Here is an 18,549-nt window from a genome sequence, read left to right as displayed (position 1 = left end):
ATCTGCGAGATCAAGGACTGAGCCGTACGGAACCCGCCGGGCGCCCGGCGTCTCCGCCGCGCCGGCCACGGGCCCGGCGCCCGGCCGTGGAGCCGCCCCCGCCTCCGCCCCCGCCCGGCGCCTCAGCGGCGCCGCAGGTCCGCGACCCGGCCGCGTTCCGTGCCCGGTGTCTGCTCCCCCAGCATCGCGCTCGTCCGCAGTCCCGCTCCCGCGCCGGGGCCCTGGCGGCGCGGACCGGGCAGCGGCACGTCCCGGCGCTGCCGGCGCGCCGGGGCGGCATCACCTCCCGAGCCCGCCGGGCCCCCCTGGGTGCCGGCCACGGCGATCTGGACCCCCTGGTCGGCGAGGGCCTGGAGCTCGGTGGCGGCGCGGTCGTCGTGGGCGGGCGGCTCGTCGGTCACCAGCCGCGTGATCAGGTCCGTCGGCACGGTCTGGAACATGGTGTCCGTGCCGAGCTTGGTGTGGTCGGCGAGGACGACGACCTCGGCGGCGGCCTGCACCAGGGCCCGGTCGACGGAGGCCGACAGCATGTTGGACGTGGACAGCCCGCGCTCGGCGGTCAGGCCGCTGCCGGACAGGAAGGCCTTCGCCACCCGCAGCCCCTGCAGGGACTGCTCGGCTCCGGATCCCACCAGGGCGTAGTTGGACCCCCTGAGCGTGCCGCCGGTCATCACGACCTCCACGCGGTTGGCGTGGGCCAGCGCCTGGGCCACCAGCAGGGAGTTGGTGACGACGGTCAGCCCGGGCACGCGGGCGAGCCGGCGGGCCAGCTCCTGCGTGGTCGTACCCGCGCCGACCACGATGGCCTCGCCCTCTTCGACGAGGCCCGCGGCGAGGTCGGCGATGGCCGTCTTCTCGGCGGTCGCGAGATGGGACTTCTGCGGAAAGCCGGACTCTCGCGTGAAGCCACCCGGCAGTACCGCACCGCCGTGCCGGCGGTCGAGGAGTCCTTCTGCCTCCAGTGCGCGCACGTCCCGCCGTACGGTCACTTCGGAGGTCTGGACGACGCGGGCGAGCTCACGGAGCGACACGGCCCCGTTCGCTCGCACCATTTCGAGGATCAATTGGCGACGTTCTGCAGCGAACACGAAACTGACAGTAACGCCAACGACCGTCTGCTTTCAGCGGTTTGCGCCGAATAACAGAAGTTGTTCGCACGGCAGGGCGCGCGGTGGTATAGAGGCCCGGTTCGGGCATCCGTCCCGCGCGGATGCCCGACAAGGCGCCGTGACCAGCGGGGATCCGCCTCCGGCCGTCAGACCTCGTCCGCCGCCTTGCGGGTGTGGAGCTGCCGGGCCACCTCGGCGATCGAGCCCGACAGAGAGGGGTACACGGTGAAGGCGTTCGCGATCTGTTCGACCGTCAGATTGTTGTCGACGGCGATCGAGATGGGGTGGATCAGTTCCGAGGCGCGCGGCGCCACGACCACACCGCCCACCACGATCCCGGTGCCCGGCCGGCAGAAGATCTTCACGAAGCCGTCCCGGATGCCCTGCATCTTGGCGCGCGGGTTGCGCAGCAGCGGGAGCTTCACGACCCGGGCGTCGATCTTGCCGGCGTCGACGTCGGCCTGGGTGTAGCCGACGGTCGCGATCTCCGGGTCCGTGAAGACGTTCGACGAGACGGTCTTCAGGTTCAGCGGGGCCACCGCGTCGCCGAGGAAGTGGTACATGGCGATCCGGCCCTGCATGGCGGCCACGGACGCCAGGGCGAACACGCCGGTCACGTCGCCGGCGGCGTACACGCCCGGGGCGGTCGTGCGCGACACCTTGTCGGTCCACACGTGCCCGGACTCGCGCAGCCTGACCCCGGCCTCCTCCAAGCCCATGCCCTCGGTGTTGGGCACGGCGCCGACGGCCATCAGACAGTGCGACCCGGTGATCACCCGCCCGTCGGCGAGCGTCACCTCCACCCGGTCCCCGGCCCGCTTGGCGGACTGGGCGCGCGAGCGCGCCATGACGTTCATGCCGCGCCGCCGGAACACGTCCTCCAGGACGGCGGCCGCGTCCGGGTCCTCGCCCGGCAGCACCCGGTCCCGGGACGACACGAGCGTCACCTTCGACCCGAGCGCCTGGTAGGCGCCGGCGAACTCGGCGCCGGTCACGCCCGACCCGACCACGATCAGCTCCTCCGGGAGCTCGGTCAGGTCGTAGACCTGGGTCCAGTTCAGGATCCGCTCGCCGTCGGGCCGGGCGTCGGGCAGCTCCCGCGGATGACCGCCGGTCGCGACGAGCACGGCGTCCGCGGTGAGCGTCTCCTCGCTCCCGTCGGCGGCGGTGACGACGACCTTCCGCGACCCGTCGAGGGCCTGCGTGCCCTCCAGCCGGCCGCGCCCGCGCACGACCCGCGCGCCGGCGCGCGTGACGGCGGCGGTGATGTCGTGCGACTGCGCCAGCGCCAGCCGCTTGACCCGCCGGTTGACCTTTCCGAGATCGACGCCCACCACCCGGGCGGCCTGCTCCATGGGCGGGGTGTCGTCGGCGACGATGATGCCCAGTTCCTGGTGCGAGGAGTCGAAGGTGGTCATCACCTCGGCCGTGGCGATCAGGGTCTTCGACGGCACGCAGTCGGTCAGCACCGACGCACCGCCCAGACCGTCGCGGTCGACGACGGTCACCTCCGCACCGAGCTGCGCGGCGACCAGCGCCGCTTCGTATCCGCCGGGTCCGCCACCGATGATCACGATCCGAGTCACGTACCCCATTGTCCCGCACCTTCGGCGTACGGCCGCCCCGGGGGCCCGGCAGCGGCTCCTCCGTCACCGGAAGTGACGCGGCGGCGCCTGCCGTACCCTCTCCCCATGTCGCTCTACGCCGCGTACGCCGGCAACCTCGACGCGCGGCTGATGTCCCGTCGCGCCCCGCACTCGCCGCTGCGCGCCACCGGCTGGCTGAACGGGTGGCGACTGACCTTCGGCGGCGAGCACATGGGCTGGGAGGGCGCGCTCCCCACGATCGTCGAGGACCCGGTGTCCCAGGTCTTCGTGGCCCTGTACGACATCGCCCCGATGGACGAGGACCAGCTGGACCACTGGGTGGGCGTGGGCCTCGACGTCTACCGCCGCACCCGCGTCCGCGCGCACACCCTCGACGGCGAGGAGCAGGCCTGGGCGTACGTCCTCAACGCCTACGAGGGCGGCCTGCCGTCGGCCCGCCACCTGGGCGAGATCGCCGACGCCGCCGAATCGGCCGGCGCCCCGCACGACTACGTGATGGAACTGCGCAAGCGCCCCTGCTGACATCCGCCGGCGCTCTCGCCGGAAACGACCGGACAACGATCGCCGTCCCGTGCGCTCCGCCATCTACGCGCGTAGGCAGAGACCGGCTACCCTCATCGGCGTGAACGCATCTCTTCTTCCGGACGACATCCAGGGCGACCCCTACGCCGCCGCCGACGCCGCCGCCGCGCGCCTGCGCGAGCTCACGGGCGCCGAGATCCACGACGTCGCCCTGGTGATGGGCTCCGGCTGGGCTCCGGCCGTGGACGCCCTCGGCACCCCCGAGGCCGAGCTCCAGGTCACCGAGCTGCCCGGTTTCCCCGAGCCCGCGGTCGCGGGCCACGGCGGCAAGGTCCGCTCGTACCGCATCGGTGACAAGCGCGCCCTCGTCTTCCTGGGCCGCACGCACTACTACGAGGGCCACGGGGTGGCCGCCGTCGCCCACGGCGTCCGCACGGCCGTCGCCGCCGGCGGCAAGACCGTGATCCTGACCAACGGCTGCGGCGGCCTGCGCGCGGGCATGCGCCCCGGCCAGCCGGTCCTGATCAGCGATCACATCAACCTCACGGCCACCTCCCCGATCGTCGGCGCCAACTTCGTCGACCTCACCGACCTCTACTCCCCCCGCCTGCGCGCCCTGTGCAAGGAGGTCGACCCCACCCTGGAGGAGGGCGTCTACGCCCAGTTCCCCGGCCCGCACTACGAGACGCCGGCGGAGATCCGCATGGCCCGCGCCATAGGCGCGGACCTGGTGGGCATGTCGACGGTCCTGGAGGCGATCGCCGCCCGCGAGGCCGGCGCCGAGGTCCTCGGCATCTCCCTGGTCACCAACCTCGCCGCCGGCATGACGGGCGAGCCCCTGAACCACGAGGAGGTGCTCCAGGCGGGCCGCGACTCCGCCGCCCGGATGGGCTCGCTGCTGGCCCAGGTGCTGGGCCGGCTGTAGAGCCCCCGGACGGACCGGGCCTCCGCGGCCCGACGGACGGCCCGCGGGACCGGCGGCCTCCGCCCGGCCGCCCACGGCGGGAGGAGCGCGGGCCGGGGGTGTCCGCCCGCAGCGTCCGGCGCCCGCACCGCCCCGCCACCGGAACCGCCGGCACGCCGGACCGAGGACGGACATCCCCGGCGCGGCCCCGACCCACCCCGCCGCAGGCGCCGCAGCGACCTCCGCCGGAGCCGCGCAGGCCGCCGCGGGCGCCCGCACCCCACACCCCCGCCCCCACGGGGACCCGCCCCGTACGAACGACAACGAGAGGCTGACCCGACGTGCACGACGACCTCCTCGCACGGGCCAAGGCGTGGCTGGCCGAGGACCCCGACGCGGACACCCGCGCGGAACTCGCCCGGCTCATCGACGCCGGGGACGTCACCGAACTCGCCGCACGCTTCAGCGGCACCCTCCAGTTCGGCACCGCGGGCCTCCGCGGCGAACTGGGCGCCGGCCCCCTGCGCATGAACCGCGCGGTGGTCATCCGCGCCGCCGCCGGTCTCGCCGCGTACCTGACGAAGCGGGGCCACACCGGCGGCCTCGTCGTCATCGGCTACGACGCCCGCCACAAGTCGGCCGACTTCGCCCGGGACACCGCGGCGGTCATGACCGGCGCCGGCCTGAGGGCGGCCCTCCTCCCGCGCCCCCTGCCCACCCCCGTCCTCGCCTTCGCCGTCCGGCACCTCGGCGCGGTCGCCGGCGTGGAGGTCACCGCCAGCCACAACCCGCCCCGCGACAACGGCTACAAGGTCTACCTGGGCGACGGTTCCCAGATCGTCCCGCCCGCCGACACGGAGATCGCCGCCGAGATCGACGCGATCGCCGCCCTCGCCGACGTCCCCCGCCCCGCCACCGGCTGGGAGGTCCTCGACGACAGCGTGCTGGACGCCTACCTGGCCCGCACCGACGCCGTCCTCGCCCCCGGCTCCCCGCGCACCGCCCGCACGGTCTACACGGCGATGCACGGCGTCGGCAGGGACGTCCTCCTCGCCGCCTTCGCCCGCGCCGGCTTCCCGGAGCCGGTCCTCGTCGCCGAGCAGGCCGACCCCGACCCGGACTTCCCCACCGTCGCCTTCCCCAACCCGGAGGAGCCCGGCGCGATGGACCTCGCCTACGCCCGGGCCCGCGAGACGGACCCGGACCTGGTCATCGCGAACGACCCGGACGCCGACCGCTGCGCCGTCGCCGTCAGGGACGGCGGGGACTGGCGCATGCTCCGCGGCGACGAGGTGGGCGCCCTCCTCGCCGCCCACCTGGTCGACCGTGGCGCCCGGGGCACGTTCGCCGAGTCGATCGTCTCCTCCTCCCTGCTCGGCCGCATCGCCGGGAAGGCGGGACTGCGCCACACGGAGACCCTCACCGGCTTCAAGTGGATCGCCCGCGCCGAGGGCCTGCGCTACGGCTACGAGGAGGCCCTCGGCTACTGCGTCGACCCGGACGGCGTACGCGACAAGGACGGCATCACCGCGGCCCTCCTCGTCACCGAACTCGCCTCCGTGCTCAAGGAGCGGGGCCGCACCCTCCTCGACCTCCTCGACGACCTGGCCGTCGAGCACGGCCTGCACGCCACGGACCAGCTCTCGGTCCGCGTCCAGGACCTCTCCGTCATCGCGGCCGCGATGCGCCGCCTGCGGGAGCGGCCCCCGGCCCGCCTCGGCGGGCTGCCCGTCACCCGCGCCGAGGACCTCGCGCGGGGCACGGACGCCCTCCCGCCCACCGACGGCCTGCGCTACACCCTCGACGGCGCCCGCGTGATCGTCCGCCCGAGCGGCACGGAGCCGAAGCTGAAGTGCTACCTGGAGGTGGTCGTCCCGGTCGCCGCCCGCGCGGACCTGCCGGCGGCCCGCGCGCGGGCGGCGGACCTGCTGACGGCCCTCGAGCGGGACCTGTCGGCGGCGGCCGGCATCTGATCCGGCCGGGGGGCGTCCCGCCCGGCGGGCGCCCCCCGGCTCCTCACCCCACCGCCAGCAGGACGGCCAGCAGCACGGCCCCGGCCGCGGCCGGGGCCGCCACCTCGTACGCCCAGCGCACGGTCACCTCGCCCTGCGCCGTCTCCGCCTCCCCCCGGTCCTCCAGCAGCGCGCGCAGGTCGTCCATGACCTTGTCGGTCTCCGCCCGCACGGGTCCGTCCCCGGCGCCTGCCCGGCGCAGGAGGCCGCCGCGTCCGGGACCGCTCCGGCCGGTCGTCTCCGGCGCCCCCTCCGCCGCCGCCCGCGCCGCCCGCCGCGCCGCCTTCTTCCGGGCGCGCAGCGAGACGGGAAGGGCCCACAGCTGGTACTTCGCACCGGACCGGGTGACGGCCTCGTGGGAGTAGCCGGAGCGCAGCGCGGCGATCTGCCCCCACGGCAGCACGATCATCCGGAAGGGGTTGCGGACCCGCAGCCGGTCCTCGCTCACGAGGACGGCGGGCCGCAGGGTGAAGGCGACGACCAGCGGCACCAGGAACAGCAGCGCGGCGAGCGCCAGCCACGGCGTGCGGCCCTCCCCCGTGACCACCGCGTCGATGCCGAGCCAGCCGATGACGGCGAGCAGCAGGACACCGCCGGCGATCCCCCCGGACGACCGGTGGACCTGTTCCCGGTACCCGGCGGACTCGGGTTCCGATGGCTGCGGCGCTGGTGGCTGGTGCTCCGGGCTCGTCATGCAGCCGATTGTGCCCGACGCCCCCGCGGGCGCCGCACCGCGATCCCGCCCACCGCCCCGCTCCCCGCCCGGTCTCCGGGGGCTGTACAGCCGCTACGCGCGTAGATATGCTCGTCTGGTGACCATGCCCACCACTGCACCCTCCCCCGCCGCCGAACCGGCGGGAGGCGCCCCCCGCGCCCACGCACTCACGGACGTCACCGCGTCCGACGGCACGCTGCGCCGCTTCCTCCACGGGCTGCCCGGCGTCGACGCGGTCGGCCTGGAGGCGCGCGCCGCCTCCCTCGGCACCCGCTCCGTCAAGACCACCGCGAAGGCGTACGCCATCGACCTCGCCATCTCGATGGTCGACCTGACGACGCTGGAAGGCGCGGACACCCCGGGCAAGGTCCGGGCGCTCGGCGCGAAGGCGGTCCGCCCCGATCCGACGGACCGTACGACCCCCGCCACGGCCGCGGTCTGCGTCTACCCCGACCTGGTGGCCGTCGCCAAGGAGGCCGTCGCCGGTTCGTCCGTGAAGGTCGCCTCGGTCGCCACCGCCTTCCCGGCGGGCCGCGCCCCGATCGCCGTCAAGCTGGCCGACGTGCGCGAGGCCGTGGCGGCGGGCGCCGACGAGATCGACATGGTCATCGACCGCGGGGCGTTCCTCGCGGGCCGGTACATGAAGGTGTACGACGAGATCGCCGCCGTGAAGGAGGCCTGCGGGACGAGCGCCCGCCTGAAGGTCATCTTCGAGACGGGCGAGCTGTCGACGTACGACAACATCCGCCGCGCGAGCTGGCTCGCCATGCTGGCCGGGGCGGACTTCATCAAGACCTCCACCGGCAAGGTCGCCGTCAACGCGACCCCCGCGAACACCCTCCTCATGCTGGAGGCGGTCCGGGACTTCCGCGCCCGGACCGGCGTCCAGGTCGGCGTGAAGCCGGCCGGCGGCATCCGCACCAGCAAGGACGCGATCAAGTTCCTGGTCCTGGTCAACGAGACCGCGGGCGAGGACTGGCTGGACAACCGCTGGTTCCGCTTCGGCGCCTCCTCGCTCCTGAACGACCTGCTGATGCAGCGTCAGAAGCTGGCCACCGGCCGCTACTCCGGCCCCGACTACGTGACGGTGGACTGATCACCATGACCACGGAAAACACCACGGGAACCACCACGGGAACCGCGGCCCCCACGGCGAGGCGGTCCCCCGCGTTCGCGTACGCCCCGGCCCCCGAGTCCCGCTCGGTCGTCGACATCGCCCCGTCCTACGGCCTGTTCGTCGACGGCGAGTTCACGGAGGCGGCCGACGGCAGGGTTTTCAAGAGCGTCAGTCCCAGCACCGAGGAGGTGCTGTCCGAGGTCGCCAGGGCGGGCGAGGCGGACGTCGACCGCGCGGTGCGGGCCGCCCGCAAGGCGTTCGGGACGTGGTCGGCGCTGCCCGGCTCCGAGCGCGCGAAGTACCTGTTCCGCATCGCCCGCATCATCCAGGAGCGCAGCCGCGAGCTGGCCGTTCTGGAGACCCTCGACAACGGCAAGCCCATCAGGGAGACGCGGGACACCGACCTGCCCCTGGTGGCGGCGCACTTCTTCTACTACGCGGGCTGGGCCGACAAGCTCGGCCACGCGGGCTTCGGTCCGGACCCGCGGCCCCTGGGCGTCGCGGGTCAGGTCATCCCCTGGAACTTCCCCCTGCTGATGCTGGCGTGGAAGGTCGCCCCGGCGCTCGCGACCGGCAACACGGTGGTGCTGAAGCCCGCCGAGACGACCCCGCTGTCCGCCCTGTTCTTCGCGGACGTCTGCCGCCGGGCGGGCCTGCCGAAGGGCGTCGTCAACATCCTGCCCGGCTACGGCGACGCGGGCGCCGCGCTGGTCGCCCACCCGGACGTGGACAAGGTCGCCTTCACCGGCTCCACGGCCGTCGGCAAGGAGATCGCGCGGACCGTCGCCGGCACCCGCAAGAAGCTCACCCTCGAACTGGGCGGCAAGGGCGCCAACATCGTCTTCGACGACGCGCCGATCGACCAGGCCGTCGAGGGCGTCGTGGGCGGCATCTTCTTCAACCAGGGCCAGGTCTGCTGCGCGGGCAGCCGGCTGCTGGTCCAGGAGTCGGTCCACGACGAGTTCCTCGACGCCCTCAAGCGCCGGCTCGCCACGCTCCGCCTCGGCGACCCGCTGGACAAGAACACCGACATCGGCGCGATCAACTCCGCCGAGCAGCTGGCGCGCATCACCTCGCTCGTCGAGCGGGGCGAGGCCGAGGGCGCCGAGCGCTGGTCCCCGGCCTGCGAACTGCCCGGCTCCGGTTACTGGTTCGCCCCGACGCTCCTCACCAACGTCACCCAGGCGCACACCGTCGCCCGCGAGGAGATCTTCGGCCCGGTGCTGTCGGTGCTGACCTTCCGCACCCCGGACGAGGCCGTCGCCAAGGCCAACAACACCCCGTACGGCCTGTCGGCGGGCGTCTGGACGGAGAAGGGCTCCCGCGTCCTGGCCGTGGCGAACAGGCTCCGCGCGGGCGTCGTCTGGTCCAACACGTTCAACAAGTTCGACCCGACCTCGCCGTTCGGCGGCTACAAGGAGTCGGGCTTCGGCCGCGAGGGCGGCCGCCACGGCCTGGAGGCGTACCTCGATGTCTGACCGTCTCAGTGTGTTCAAGACCTACAAGCTGTACGTGGGCGGGAAGTTCCCGCGTTCCGAGAGCGGCCGGGTGTACGAGGTGACGGACTCCAAGGGCGAGTGGCTGGCCAACGCGCCGCAGTCCTCCCGCAAGGACGCCCGGGACGCGGTGGTCGCGGCCCGCAAGGCGTTCGGCGCCTGGTCCGGCGCGACGGCCTACAACCGGGGCCAGGTCCTCTACCGCGTCGCGGAGATGCTGGAGGGCCGCAGGGACCAGTTCGTGCGCGAGGTCGCCGACGCGGAGGGCCTGCCGCAGCCGGAGGCCGCCCGCCAGGTGGACGCGACGATCGACCGCTGGGTCTGGTACGCGGGCTGGACCGACAAGATCGCTCAGGTGGTCGGCGGCGGCAACCCGGTCGCGGGCCCGTTCTTCAACCTCTCCACGCCGGAGCCGACGGGCGTGGTCGCGGTCCTGGCGCCGCAGGAGTCGTCGTTCCTCGGCCTGGTCTCGGTGGTCGCCCCGGTGATCGCCACCGGCAACACGGCGGTCGTGGTGGCGAGCGAGCGCTCCCCGCTGCCCGCGCTGTCGCTGGGCGAGGTGCTCGCCACCTCCGACCTGCCGGGCGGCGTCGTCAACATCCTTTCGGGCCGCACGGCGGAGATCGCCGCCCCCCTCGCCGCGCACCAGGACGTCAACGCGATCGATCTGGCCGGCGCCGACGAGGCGCTGGCGAAGGAACTGGAGATCGCTGCGGCGGACAACCTCAAGCGGGTCCTGCGTCCACAGCCTGTGGACGACTGGTCGCGCACTCCGGGCATCGACCGCATGACGGCCTTCCTGGAGACGAAGACGGTCTGGCACCCGACGGGTTCCCTGGGCGCGTCCGGCTCGTCCTACTGACGCCCGTACGGGACCGGAGAGCCGTGTCCCCCTCCGCCCGAGGGGGACACGGCTCTCCGCCGTCCTCGCGCCGGCCGCCCGGCTGCCGCACCGCCGGACGGCGGGAAGCCGGCCGTTTACGCGCCGTCGCCCGGCCGGCTCCCGCCGGCGTCCACCGTCTGGCCACCGTCCGCCGCCTGACCGCCGCTCACCGCCTGACCGCCGCTCGCCGCCTGACCGGGGTTCAGCCCGACGATCGGGCCGAGGACGTGGCCGATCGTGTCGATCAGCAGCCGGACGGCCTGCGGCTCGGCCTGGCCCGGCGCGGCGGGGCGCGTCTGCGCGGCACGGACGGACGGTTCTGTGTCCGCGCCGGCCGTCGCCGCGCCTGCGCCCAGCGCCGCCCCCGCCGCCGCGAGGACGACCAGGGCACGCCGGGCGGTGGGGACGGGGGAGGACGCTTGTCGGGTCATCACTGCTGCCGCCTTGTCGATACCGAGGGTGACGATTGCAGCACGAACAGTAGCGGCCATGTGACGCGCACTTCAAAGGCGACCCGCTGGGTCGTACGGCGCCCGGCCGATGCCCCACACTGGTGTCCCGTGAACTCCCATCCGCCCATACCGACGCGAGTCGTGCTGCTCTGCGGCCCCTCCGGCTCCGGCAAGTCCCTCCTCGCCGCCCGCTCCGGCCTGCCCGTGCTGCGGCTCGACGACTTCTACAAGGAGGGCGACGACCCGACGCTGCCCCTGGTCGCCGGGAGTTCCGACATCGACTGGGACCATCCCGACTCCTGGGACGCGGACACCGCCGTCGCCGCGATCACCGAGCTGTGCCGCACGGGTCGTACGAACGTCCCCGTGTACGACATCGCGCGCAGTGCCCGCACCGGTGAGGAGACGGTCGACATCGGGCGGACCCCGCTGTTCATCGCGGAGGGCATCTTCGCCGCGGAGATCGTGGCACGGTGCCGGGAACTGGGCGTGCTGGCCGACGCGCTGTGTCTGAGCCGCGGTGCGGTGACGACCTTCCGCCGGCGCTTCCTGCGGGATCTGCGGGAGGGCCGCAAGTCGGTGCCGTTCCTGCTGCGCCGCGGCTGGCGGCTGATGCGCGCCGAGCGGTCCATCGTGGCCCGCCAGACGGCGCTGGGCGCGTACGCCTGCGACCGGGACGAGGCGATGGGCCGGCTGGCGGCCGCGGCGGCGGGGCGGTGCGCCCCGGCCCGTACGGCGGCGCACTCGGCGTAGGCGCCGGGGCCGGACACGGAAAAGCGGGACTGGAGAGACCCCCGGCCCTCCAGTCCCGCTCCCCCGTGTTCCCCCGTGGTGTTTCCCCCGTGTCCCCCGTTTCCTTTCCCCCGTTGTTCCCCCGTTCCCCCGTGGTGCTCCCCCCCGGATGGTGCTTCCCCCCGGGGACCCGGATCCCGGGTCCCTGTGATGAAGACCCCGGTGCCTCCCCCCTGATACACCCCGAGTCCTCGTCTTCCGAAGATTTTTTGGAATTCCCCGGAGCCCCCGGACCTTCAGGCGACGAGCTCGCCGAAGGCGTCCTCCTCGTCCCGGCCGAGGCTGAGCGCCTCGTCCTCGCGCAGCCGGCGCAGCGACCGCCAGATGCTGGACTTCACCGTGCCGACGCTGATGCCGAGGATCTCCGCGATCTCCGGGTCCGTGCGGCCCTCGTAGTAGCGCAGGACCAGCATGGTGCGCTGGAGTTCGGGCAGCCGGGCCAGCGCCTGCCACAGGACCGCGCGCAGCTCGGTGCCGCGCATCGCGTCCGTGTCGCCGGGCGTCTCCGGCAGTTCCTCGGTCGGGTACTCGTTGAGCTTGCGGCGCCGCCAGGCGCTGATGTGCAGGTTGGTCATGGTGCGGCGGAGGTATCCGCCGACGGCCGCCTTGTCGCTGATCCGCTCCCACGCCCGGTACGTCGAGAACAGCGCGCTCTGCAGCAGGTCCTCGGCCTCGAAGCGGTCGCCGGTGAGGTGGTAGGCGGTTGCGTACAGGGAGGCGCGGCGTTCCTGGACGTAGGCGGTGAACTCCGCCTCCGACAGCGAACGGCGCTCCCCCGGTGCCTCCCCGTACGCGGTTCCCCCGTGCGTCTCCCCCGTGTTCGCGTCAACCACCGACATGTACGCCGGGTGCTGACGCCCGGTGCCGCGAACGCACCCCCGCCCGCTCGCAGCACCGGACTTCTCGGAACCCCGGTGCACGTCGTGCAGGCGTGTGATCACTGCGCTGGTGCTGGTGCCGTGCAGCGTGCTCATCTCGCGCCCCCCGTCGTGGACTTCCGGTGTTCGGCTCGCCGGGCGCCGCCGGTCCTTCCGGCCTGCTCGGCTCGCTTCCTTGCCTGTGCCGAAAAGCTTGCCGGGGCGACTTCATGGCCGTGTCCGCCGACTGTCACAGACCTGTCACAGGGCCGGGGCGCGGTGGCGGCGGGGATCACGCGCGGTCTACCGGGGGTTCCGGCGGCTCCTTCCCCGGCCCGCAGGTCGAACAGGGCCCCCTCCATGGGCCAGAATGAGCCCGTGCCTTCCCTGTTGCTGATCGAGGACGACGACGCCATCCGCACGGCCCTGGAGCTCTCCCTGACGCGCCAGGGACACCGGGTGGCCACCGCTGCCAGTGGTGAGGACGGACTGAAACTGCTGCGTGAGCAGCGGCCGGACCTGATCGTGCTGGACGTCATGCTGCCCGGCATCGACGGTTTCGAGGTGTGCCGGCGCATCCGGCGCACGGACCAGCTGCCGATCATCCTGCTGACCGCGCGCAGCGACGACATCGACGTCGTGGTCGGCCTGGAGTCCGGCGCCGACGACTACGTCGTCAAGCCGGTGCAGGGGCGGGTCCTCGACGCCCGGATCCGGGCCGTGCTGCGGCGCGGGGAGCGGGAGTCCAGCGACTCGGCGACGTTCGGCAGCCTCGTCATCGACCGGGCGGCGATGACCGTCACGAAGAACGGCCAGGACCTGCAGCTCACGCCGACCGAACTGCGGCTGCTGCTGGAGCTGAGCCGGCGTCCGGGGCAGGCGCTGTCGCGGCAGCAGCTGCTGCGGCTGGTGTGGGAGCACGACTACCTCGGCGATTCGCGGCTCGTGGACGCCTGCGTGCAGCGGCTGCGCGCCAAGGTCGAGGACGTGCCGTCGTCCCCGACGCTGATCCGTACCGTGCGCGGTGTCGGCTACCGGCTGGATCCGCCTCAGTGACACGGGAACACCAAGGGGGTCCGCGCGGCTGGTCCGCGGCGCGCAAGGGAGTCTGGTCGCGGCTGCGCCTGACCAGCCTGCGGCTCAGGCTGGTCGTCGTCTTCGGGCTGGTCGCGCTCACCGCGGCCGTGTCCGCGTCCGGGATCGCGTACTGGCTCAACCGGGAGGCGGTGCTCACCCGCGCCCAGGACGCCGTGCTGCGCGACTTCGAGCAGGAGATGCGCAACCGGGCGGGCGCGCTGCCCGCGCGCCCCACGCAGGACGAGCTGCAGCACGCCGCCGGCCAGATGGCGGGCAGCAGCCAGCGGTTCGGCGTGCTGCTCGTCGCCGAGGACCCCGACGGCAGGACGGTGTACGGCAGCTCCGGCGGGCTGGGCGGTTTCGCGCTCGGTGACGTGCCCGCGTCGCTGCGCGCCGCGGTGAACAAGGAGCAGAAGGTCACCTCGGCCAACCGGTACCCGTACCACCTGTACTGGCAGCGGATCGTCGACGGCGACACCCCGTACCTGGTGGCCGGGACGAGGGTGATCGGCGGCGGGCCGACCGGCTACATGCTCAAGTCGCTGGAGCCGGAGGCGAAGGACCTCAACTCGCTGGCCTGGTCGCTCGGCATCGCGACGGCGCTCGCGCTGATCGGGTCGGCGCTGCTCGCGCAGGCCGCCGCCTCCACCGTGCTGAAGCCGGTGCAGCGGCTCGGGGTCGCCGCGCGGCGGCTCGGCGAGGGGAAGCTGGACACCCGGCTGCGGGTGTCGGGCACCGACGAACTGGCCGATCTGTCACGGACGTTCAACAGCGCGGCGGAGGCCCTGGAGAAGCGGGTGGCCGACATGGCCGCGCGGGAGGCTGCCTCCCGGCGCTTCGTGGCCGACATGTCCCACGAGCTGCGTACGCCGCTGACCGCGATCACCGCCGTCACCGAGGTGCTGGAGGAGGAGCTGGACTCCGAGGGCGGCGGCATCGACCCGATGATCGAGCCCGCCGTACGGCTCGTCGTCAGCGAGACGCGGCGGCTGAACGACCTGGTCGAGAACCTGATGGAGGTCACCCGCTTCGACGCGGGCACCGCCCGGCTGGTCCTGGACGACGTCGACATCGCCGACCAGATCACCGCCTGCATCGACGCCCGGGCCTGGCTGGACGCGGTCGAGCTGGACGCCGAGCGCGGCATCCACGCGCGTCTCGACCCGCGCCGCCTGGACGTGATCCTGGCCAACCTCATCGGCAACGCCCTCAAGCACGGCGGGTCGCCGGTGCGGGTGTCGGTCAGGGAGACGGACGACGAGCTGCTCATCCAGGTGCGGGACCACGGGCCCGGCATCCCCCAGGACGTCCTGCCGCACGTCTTCGACCGCTTCTACAAGGCGAGCGCCTCCCGGCCGCGCTCCGAGGGCAGCGGGCTGGGCCTGTCCATCGCCCTGGAGAACGCGCACATCCACGGCGGCGAGATCACCGCCGCCAACTCCCCGGAGGGAGGAGCGGTGTTCACCCTGCGGCTGCCGCGGCACACGTCGGCGCCGACCGGGCGGACCACCGGGGCCGCCGGGGCCGCCGAGGACGAGGGCAAGGACGCGAAGAGGGACGCCTGATGCGCGAACAGGGACGCCTGACGAACATACGCCGCCGCATCGGCCGGGCGCCGGCGCGGCGCCGCGTCCTGCGGGGCGCCCCCGCCCTGCCCCTGCTCGCCGTGCTGCTCGCCGGCTGCGGTATCCGGGCCACCGAGGTGCCGACGGACTTCGGGCCGGCGCCCTCGCGGGTGCGGTGTTCGCTCGGCGAGCCGGAGCCGTCGGCGCAAGAGTCGCGCGGGATGCCGGTGCGGGTGTTCCTGCGGTGCGGCACCTCGCTGGTGACCGTCGACCGGGCCGTGCGGGTCCCGGAGGGCGCCGCGGACTCCGCGCGGCGCGTCCTGGTGGCGCAGGGGCTGCTGGACCAGCTCGCGGCGACGCCGTCGGCGGCGGAGCGGGAGGCCGGGTACAGCACGGCCGTACCGGGCGGGACGACGGTGAGCGGTCCGCGTCCCGGCGATCCGGCGGACACGCTGCGGCTGAGCTCCGCGCCCGGTGACCTCACTGCTCACGCCCTCGCCCAGATCGTCTGCACGTTCTCCGACTCGGCCGCGGCCGAGGGCGACGGCTCGGTGGTCCTGGGGGGCCCGGGCGAGGAGCGGCCGCTCCGGTACGCGTGCACGGACGAGGTCCGCGCCCGTCCCGGCAGCGAGCGGCCGCCGTCGAGCGAGGTCGCCGGGGACTGACCCGGCCGTGTGGCGCATGCCTCACCCGTACACCGGGCGGCACGGCGGAACCGATCCCGCCGGCGGCCGCGTCTAGGGGGGCGTGCAGCGTCAAGGCTCCGTCGGCGACAGCGCCGTGATCCACATCCGTGTGACAGGAGGTGTCCTCCTCGTCGCCCACCTCGCGTTCGTCGCCTGGTTCACGCTGCGGCCGCTGGACGTCCCCTGGGTGATGCCCGCCAACCTCCGCCCGCTGGCCGGCATCCGGGCCGACCTGGCGCTCGGCTGGGAGCAGGCCGCCCGCCGCATCGGCGAGGGACTCGCGCTGCTGGCTCCGCTGGGCGTGCTGCTGCCGGCGGCCGGCGGCCGGCCGGCCGTCTCGACACTGGCCTCCCTGCTGCGTACCGTCGCCGCCGGAGCCCTGCTGTCGCTGGCCATCGAGCTGCTGCAGACCGGGGTGCCCGGCCAGGTGGTGGACGTCGACTCGCTGCTGCTGAACTCCCTGGGCGTGGCCCTGGCCCATCTGGCGGTCGTGCCCGCCGGGCGTGCCTGGCTGCGCCGCAGGTCCGAGCGCCGGCGCCGCGCGGCCGGCCCGTGGGAGGAGTCCTCTCAGGGTCGGACCCCGACGATTCCCAGGGTCGGGATCGCCCCGTGGAGTGACGCTTTGCCCCCTTCGTCTCCGTAGCGTGGAGGTCAGACGGGGCGACCACCCAAAACCCCGGACCGACGCACGGCGTACCGCCGGCCACCACGAAGGAGCCGCCATGTCCCGCCTCGCCCGCCCCACCCACGGCCGCATGATCGGCGGCGTGTGCGCCGCGCTGGCCCGGCGCTTCGGCACCTCCGCGAGGACGATGCGCGTGATCTTCCTGCTCTCCTGCCTGCTGCCCGGCCCGCAGTTCCTGCTCTATCTCGCGCTGTGGATCCTGTTGCCGTCCGAGGGGAAGGCGCGCGCGGCCTGGTGAGCCGCCCTACGCAGGCGCGCCGACGGGGCGCACCCCGTGTTCGGGGCGCGCCCCGCCGGCGCGTTCGGACGGCGCGGTTCAGGCGACCGGGAGTCCCGTCACCGGCAGGCCGTGCGCGGGCAGTCCGCCGAGCAGCTCGGCGACCGGCTGGACCGGGATCTGGGAGAGCCGCTCGGCCAGCACCTGCTCGGCGACCGGCTGCACGGTGGTCAGGGCCGCCTCGGCCGTGCCCTGTCCCTGCTCCAGCGCCGCGCTCCCGCCCGGCACGGCCTGGGTGACGGTCTCCGCCGGAAGGGCCTGGGTGACGGTGCCCAGCGTCTGGGCGGCGTCCGGGAGGGCCGGGGCCGCGTTGGCCGCACCCGCACCGGCGGCGGCGAAGGCGGCGCCGAGAGCGGCGACGCCGAGGGTCCTGACAGCAGACTGCTTCATGAAATGCGTCCTCGAAGTGGATGACGGGGTGAGCGGTTCACGACCGTAAACACGCGGCGCCGCGCGCCGCAAACCCCGAAATCCGGACGACCGGTGAAAGCGGTCCCCCGAAGCAGGCCCCGAGAATTCCCCCGTCAGCCCTCCCCGGCCGCGAAACCGCTGGTGGAAGCGGTCTACTGGAACAGCCATTCGGATTTCAGCTCGGCGTATCCGGGCTTGATCACGTCATTGATCATGGCGAGTCGTTCATCGAAAGGAATGAACGCTGATTTCATCGCATTGACAGAGAACCACTGCATGTCGTCGAGCGTGTAACCGAATGCGTCGACGAGGTGTTCGAACTCCCGGCTCATGCTGGTGTGGGACATCAGGCGGTTGTCCGTGTTGACCGTGGCACGGAAGTGCAGCCGGCGCAGCAGCCCGATGGGGTGCTCGGCGTAGGACGTCGCCGCCCCCGTCTGGAGGTTGGAGCTGGGGCACAGCTCCAGCGGGATGCGCTTGTCCCGGACGTAGGAGGCGAGCCGCCCGAGTTTCACCGTGCCGTCCTCGTGCACCTGGATGTCGTCGATGATGCGCACCCCGTGCCCGAGCCGGTCGGCGCCGCACCACTGCAGGGCCTGCCAGATGGACGGCAGCCCGAAGGCCTCGCCGGCGTGGATGGTGAAGTGGTTGTTCTCGCGCTTGAGGTACTCGAAGGCGTCGAGGTGCCGGGTGGGCGGGTAGCCGGCCTCGGCGCCCGCGATGTCGAAGCCGACGACGCCCAGGTCCCGGTAGCGGTTGGCGAGTTCGGCGATCTCCAGGGCGCGGGCGGCGTGCCGCATCGCGGTGAGCAGGGCGCCGACGCGGATGCGGTGGCCGTTCGCCCGCGCCCGCCGCTCCCCCTCCCGGAAGCCCTCGTTGACGGCCTCGACGACCTCTTCGAGGCGGAGTCCGCCCTCGAGGTGCTGCTCGGGGGCGTAGCGCACCTCGGCGTAGACGACCCCGTCCTCGGCGAGGTCCTCGGCGCACTCGGCGGCGACCCGGACGAGCGCGTCGCGGGTCTGCATGACGCCGACGGTGTGGGAGAAGGTCTCCAGGTAGCGCTCCAGGGAGCCGGAGTCGGCGGCCTCCCGGAACCAGACGGCGAGCCGGTCGGGGTCGGTCTCGGGAAGGCCGGAGTAGCCCGTCTCGCGGGCGAGTTCGACGATCGTGGCGGGGCGCAGCCCGCCGTCGAGGTGGTCGTGCAGCAGAACCTTGGGCGCCCGGCGGATCTGGTCCGGCGTCGGGGTCTTCGCGGTGCTCTGGCTCGTCATCTCCGCACTGTAACTCCTACGCGCGTAGAACTCTCTTCTCCGGACTCCGGCGTTTCCGTCGATACGCAACGGTGACCGCACGGACGGGTGGCGTACGCCCGGACTTCTGAG

19 protein-coding genes are annotated in these 18,549 nt (G+C 73.6%); 12 read left to right on the top strand and 7 right to left on the bottom strand.

Annotated features, from left to right (window positions below):
• Nucleotides 1-122: 122 nt before the first annotated feature.
• Together ACIBAI_RS05175 and ACIBAI_RS05170 are read right to left on the bottom strand one after the other, a co-directional pair.
• Nucleotides 123-1,064 (bottom strand): DeoR/GlpR family DNA-binding transcription regulator, encoded by a 942-nt coding sequence (locus ACIBAI_RS05175; protein ID WP_399031078.1) that lies wholly within the window; start codon nt 1,062-1,064, stop codon nt 123-125.
• A gap of 191 nt (nt 1,065-1,255) precedes the next feature.
• Nucleotides 1,256-2,704 carry an NAD(P)H-quinone dehydrogenase gene (locus tag ACIBAI_RS05170; RefSeq protein WP_399031076.1) on the bottom strand — a complete coding sequence of 483 codons (1,449 nt, stop codon included), beginning with the start codon at nt 2,702-2,704 and terminating at the stop codon, nt 1,256-1,258.
• Nucleotides 2,705-2,800: 96 nt separating this feature from the next.
• Here ACIBAI_RS05170 and ACIBAI_RS05165 point away from each other — a divergent pair, with 96 nt between their 5' ends.
• The 3 genes from ACIBAI_RS05165 to ACIBAI_RS05155 all read left to right on the top strand — a co-directional run bounded on the left by ACIBAI_RS05165 (nt 2,801) and on the right by ACIBAI_RS05155 (nt 6,115).
• The gene (locus tag ACIBAI_RS05165; protein WP_399031075.1) at nt 2,801-3,238 is read left to right on the top strand and encodes a gamma-glutamylcyclotransferase; all 438 of its coding nucleotides are present in this window, start codon (nt 2,801-2,803) and stop codon (nt 3,236-3,238) included.
• 100 nt (nt 3,239-3,338) lie between these two features.
• The gene (locus ACIBAI_RS05160; protein ID WP_399031073.1) at nt 3,339-4,163 is read left to right on the top strand and encodes a purine-nucleoside phosphorylase; all 825 of its coding nucleotides are present in this window, start codon (nt 3,339-3,341) and stop codon (nt 4,161-4,163) included.
• 320 nt (nt 4,164-4,483) lie between these two features.
• The gene (locus tag ACIBAI_RS05155; protein WP_399031072.1) at nt 4,484-6,115 is read left to right on the top strand and encodes a phospho-sugar mutase; all 1,632 of its coding nucleotides are present in this window, start codon (nt 4,484-4,486) and stop codon (nt 6,113-6,115) included.
• Nucleotides 6,116-6,158: 43 nt separating this feature from the next.
• On the opposite strand, the gene ACIBAI_RS05150 is transcribed toward ACIBAI_RS05155, so the two are convergent.
• Nucleotides 6,159-6,848: a PH domain-containing protein gene (locus ACIBAI_RS05150; RefSeq protein ID WP_399031070.1), complete on the bottom strand. Its 690-nt coding sequence runs from the start codon at nt 6,846-6,848 to the stop codon at nt 6,159-6,161.
• A 124-nt stretch (nt 6,849-6,972) separates the two neighbouring features.
• Between ACIBAI_RS05150 and deoC the strand changes: the two genes are divergently transcribed.
• The 3 genes from deoC to ACIBAI_RS05135 are packed head-to-tail and all read left to right on the top strand — an operon-like array spanning nt 6,973 to nt 10,344.
• Nucleotides 6,973-7,965 carry a deoxyribose-phosphate aldolase gene (deoC, locus tag ACIBAI_RS05145; RefSeq protein ID WP_399031068.1) on the top strand — a complete coding sequence of 331 codons (993 nt, stop codon included), beginning with the start codon at nt 6,973-6,975 and terminating at the stop codon, nt 7,963-7,965.
• A gap of 5 nt (nt 7,966-7,970) precedes the next feature.
• Nucleotides 7,971-9,464 carry an aldehyde dehydrogenase family protein gene (locus tag ACIBAI_RS05140; RefSeq protein WP_399031066.1) on the top strand — a complete coding sequence of 498 codons (1,494 nt, stop codon included), beginning with the start codon at nt 7,971-7,973 and terminating at the stop codon, nt 9,462-9,464.
• Nucleotides 9,457-10,344, top strand: a complete 888-nt coding sequence (locus tag ACIBAI_RS05135; protein ID WP_399031064.1) for an aldehyde dehydrogenase family protein — start codon at nt 9,457-9,459, stop codon at nt 10,342-10,344. Before ACIBAI_RS05140 ends, ACIBAI_RS05135 begins: the two co-directional genes overlap by 8 nt.
• Before the next feature lie 116 nt (nt 10,345-10,460).
• Here ACIBAI_RS05135 and ACIBAI_RS05130 read toward each other — a convergent pair whose 3' ends face one another.
• Complete coding sequence (locus tag ACIBAI_RS05130) at nt 10,461-10,796, bottom strand: hypothetical protein (RefSeq protein WP_399031063.1); 336 nt, start codon at nt 10,794-10,796, stop codon at nt 10,461-10,463.
• Nucleotides 10,797-10,856: 60 nt separating this feature from the next.
• Between ACIBAI_RS05130 and ACIBAI_RS05125 the strand changes: the two genes are divergently transcribed.
• Nucleotides 10,857-11,570 (top strand): uridine kinase, encoded by a 714-nt coding sequence (locus tag ACIBAI_RS05125; protein ID WP_399031061.1) that lies wholly within the window; start codon nt 10,857-10,859, stop codon nt 11,568-11,570.
• 275 nt (nt 11,571-11,845) lie between these two features.
• On the opposite strand, the gene ACIBAI_RS05120 is transcribed toward ACIBAI_RS05125, so the two are convergent.
• Nucleotides 11,846-12,583, bottom strand: a complete 738-nt coding sequence (locus ACIBAI_RS05120; protein ID WP_399031060.1) for a SigE family RNA polymerase sigma factor — start codon at nt 12,581-12,583, stop codon at nt 11,846-11,848.
• A 261-nt stretch (nt 12,584-12,844) separates the two neighbouring features.
• Between ACIBAI_RS05120 and afsQ1 the strand changes: the two genes are divergently transcribed.
• The 5 genes from afsQ1 (at nt 12,845) to ACIBAI_RS05095 (ending at nt 16,717) form a co-directional block, all read left to right on the top strand.
• On the top strand, nt 12,845-13,522 hold the full coding sequence (gene afsQ1, locus ACIBAI_RS05115) for a two-component system response regulator AfsQ1 (RefSeq protein ID WP_189287708.1): 678 nt from the start codon (nt 12,845-12,847) through the stop codon (nt 13,520-13,522).
• On the top strand, nt 13,519-15,108 hold the full coding sequence (locus tag ACIBAI_RS05110) for an ATP-binding protein (RefSeq protein WP_399031058.1): 1,590 nt from the start codon (nt 13,519-13,521) through the stop codon (nt 15,106-15,108). Before afsQ1 ends, ACIBAI_RS05110 begins: the two co-directional genes overlap by 4 nt.
• Complete coding sequence (locus ACIBAI_RS05105; protein ID WP_399031056.1) at nt 15,108-15,773, top strand: hypothetical protein; 666 nt, start codon at nt 15,108-15,110, stop codon at nt 15,771-15,773. The genes ACIBAI_RS05110 and ACIBAI_RS05105 overlap by 1 nt, the downstream gene beginning before the upstream one ends.
• 82 nt (nt 15,774-15,855) lie before the next feature.
• A complete protein-coding gene (locus tag ACIBAI_RS05100) occupies nt 15,856-16,437 on the top strand; it encodes a VanZ family protein (RefSeq protein WP_399031055.1) in 582 nt (193 codons plus the stop codon).
• A 79-nt stretch (nt 16,438-16,516) separates the two neighbouring features.
• Entirely contained in the window at nt 16,517-16,717 is a 201-nt protein-coding gene (locus ACIBAI_RS05095; RefSeq protein WP_399031054.1) for a PspC domain-containing protein, read from the top strand.
• A gap of 78 nt (nt 16,718-16,795) precedes the next feature.
• Here the strand turns inward: ACIBAI_RS05095 and ACIBAI_RS05090 are convergent, their stop codons facing one another.
• Together ACIBAI_RS05090 and ACIBAI_RS05085 are read right to left on the bottom strand one after the other, a co-directional pair.
• The gene (locus ACIBAI_RS05090; RefSeq protein ID WP_399031052.1) at nt 16,796-17,146 is read right to left on the bottom strand and encodes an ATP-binding protein; all 351 of its coding nucleotides are present in this window, start codon (nt 17,144-17,146) and stop codon (nt 16,796-16,798) included.
• A gap of 173 nt (nt 17,147-17,319) precedes the next feature.
• On the bottom strand, nt 17,320-18,438 hold the full coding sequence (locus ACIBAI_RS05085) for an adenosine deaminase (RefSeq protein WP_399031050.1): 1,119 nt from the start codon (nt 18,436-18,438) through the stop codon (nt 17,320-17,322).
• Nucleotides 18,439-18,549: the final 111 nt, after the last annotated feature.

The organism is Streptomyces sp. NPDC051041 (assembly GCF_044456065.1).
Classification (GTDB): Bacteria; Actinomycetota; Actinomycetes; order Streptomycetales; family Streptomycetaceae; genus Streptomyces; species Streptomyces glaucus.
This window is presented reverse-complemented; position numbering and strand designations above follow the sequence as displayed.

Excerpts from the sequence above, each read along its gene's own strand:
- ACIBAI_RS05170 (WP_399031076.1), bottom strand. The coding sequence starts at position 2,704 with ATGGGGTACGTGACTCGGATCGTGATCATCGGTGGCGGACCCGGCGGA.
- ACIBAI_RS05165 (WP_399031075.1), top strand. The coding sequence starts at position 2,801 with ATGTCGCTCTACGCCGCGTACGCCGGCAACCTCGACGCGCGGCTGATG.
- ACIBAI_RS05150 (WP_399031070.1), bottom strand. The coding sequence starts at position 6,848 with ATGACGAGCCCGGAGCACCAGCCACCAGCGCCGCAGCCATCGGAACCC.
- deoC (WP_399031068.1), top strand. The coding sequence starts at position 6,973 with ATGCCCACCACTGCACCCTCCCCCGCCGCCGAACCGGCGGGAGGCGCC.
- ACIBAI_RS05140 (WP_399031066.1), top strand. The coding sequence starts at position 7,971 with ATGACCACGGAAAACACCACGGGAACCACCACGGGAACCGCGGCCCCC.
- ACIBAI_RS05135 (WP_399031064.1), top strand. The coding sequence starts at position 9,457 with ATGTCTGACCGTCTCAGTGTGTTCAAGACCTACAAGCTGTACGTGGGC.
- ACIBAI_RS05130 (WP_399031063.1), bottom strand. The coding sequence starts at position 10,796 with ATGACCCGACAAGCGTCCTCCCCCGTCCCCACCGCCCGGCGTGCCCTG.
- ACIBAI_RS05120 (WP_399031060.1), bottom strand. The coding sequence starts at position 12,583 with ATGAGCACGCTGCACGGCACCAGCACCAGCGCAGTGATCACACGCCTG.
- ACIBAI_RS05105 (WP_399031056.1), top strand. The coding sequence starts at position 15,108 with ATGCGCGAACAGGGACGCCTGACGAACATACGCCGCCGCATCGGCCGG.
- ACIBAI_RS05095 (WP_399031054.1), top strand. The coding sequence starts at position 16,517 with ATGTCCCGCCTCGCCCGCCCCACCCACGGCCGCATGATCGGCGGCGTG.
- ACIBAI_RS05090 (WP_399031052.1), bottom strand. The coding sequence starts at position 17,146 with ATGAAGCAGTCTGCTGTCAGGACCCTCGGCGTCGCCGCTCTCGGCGCC.
- ACIBAI_RS05085 (WP_399031050.1), bottom strand. The coding sequence starts at position 18,438 with ATGACGAGCCAGAGCACCGCGAAGACCCCGACGCCGGACCAGATCCGC.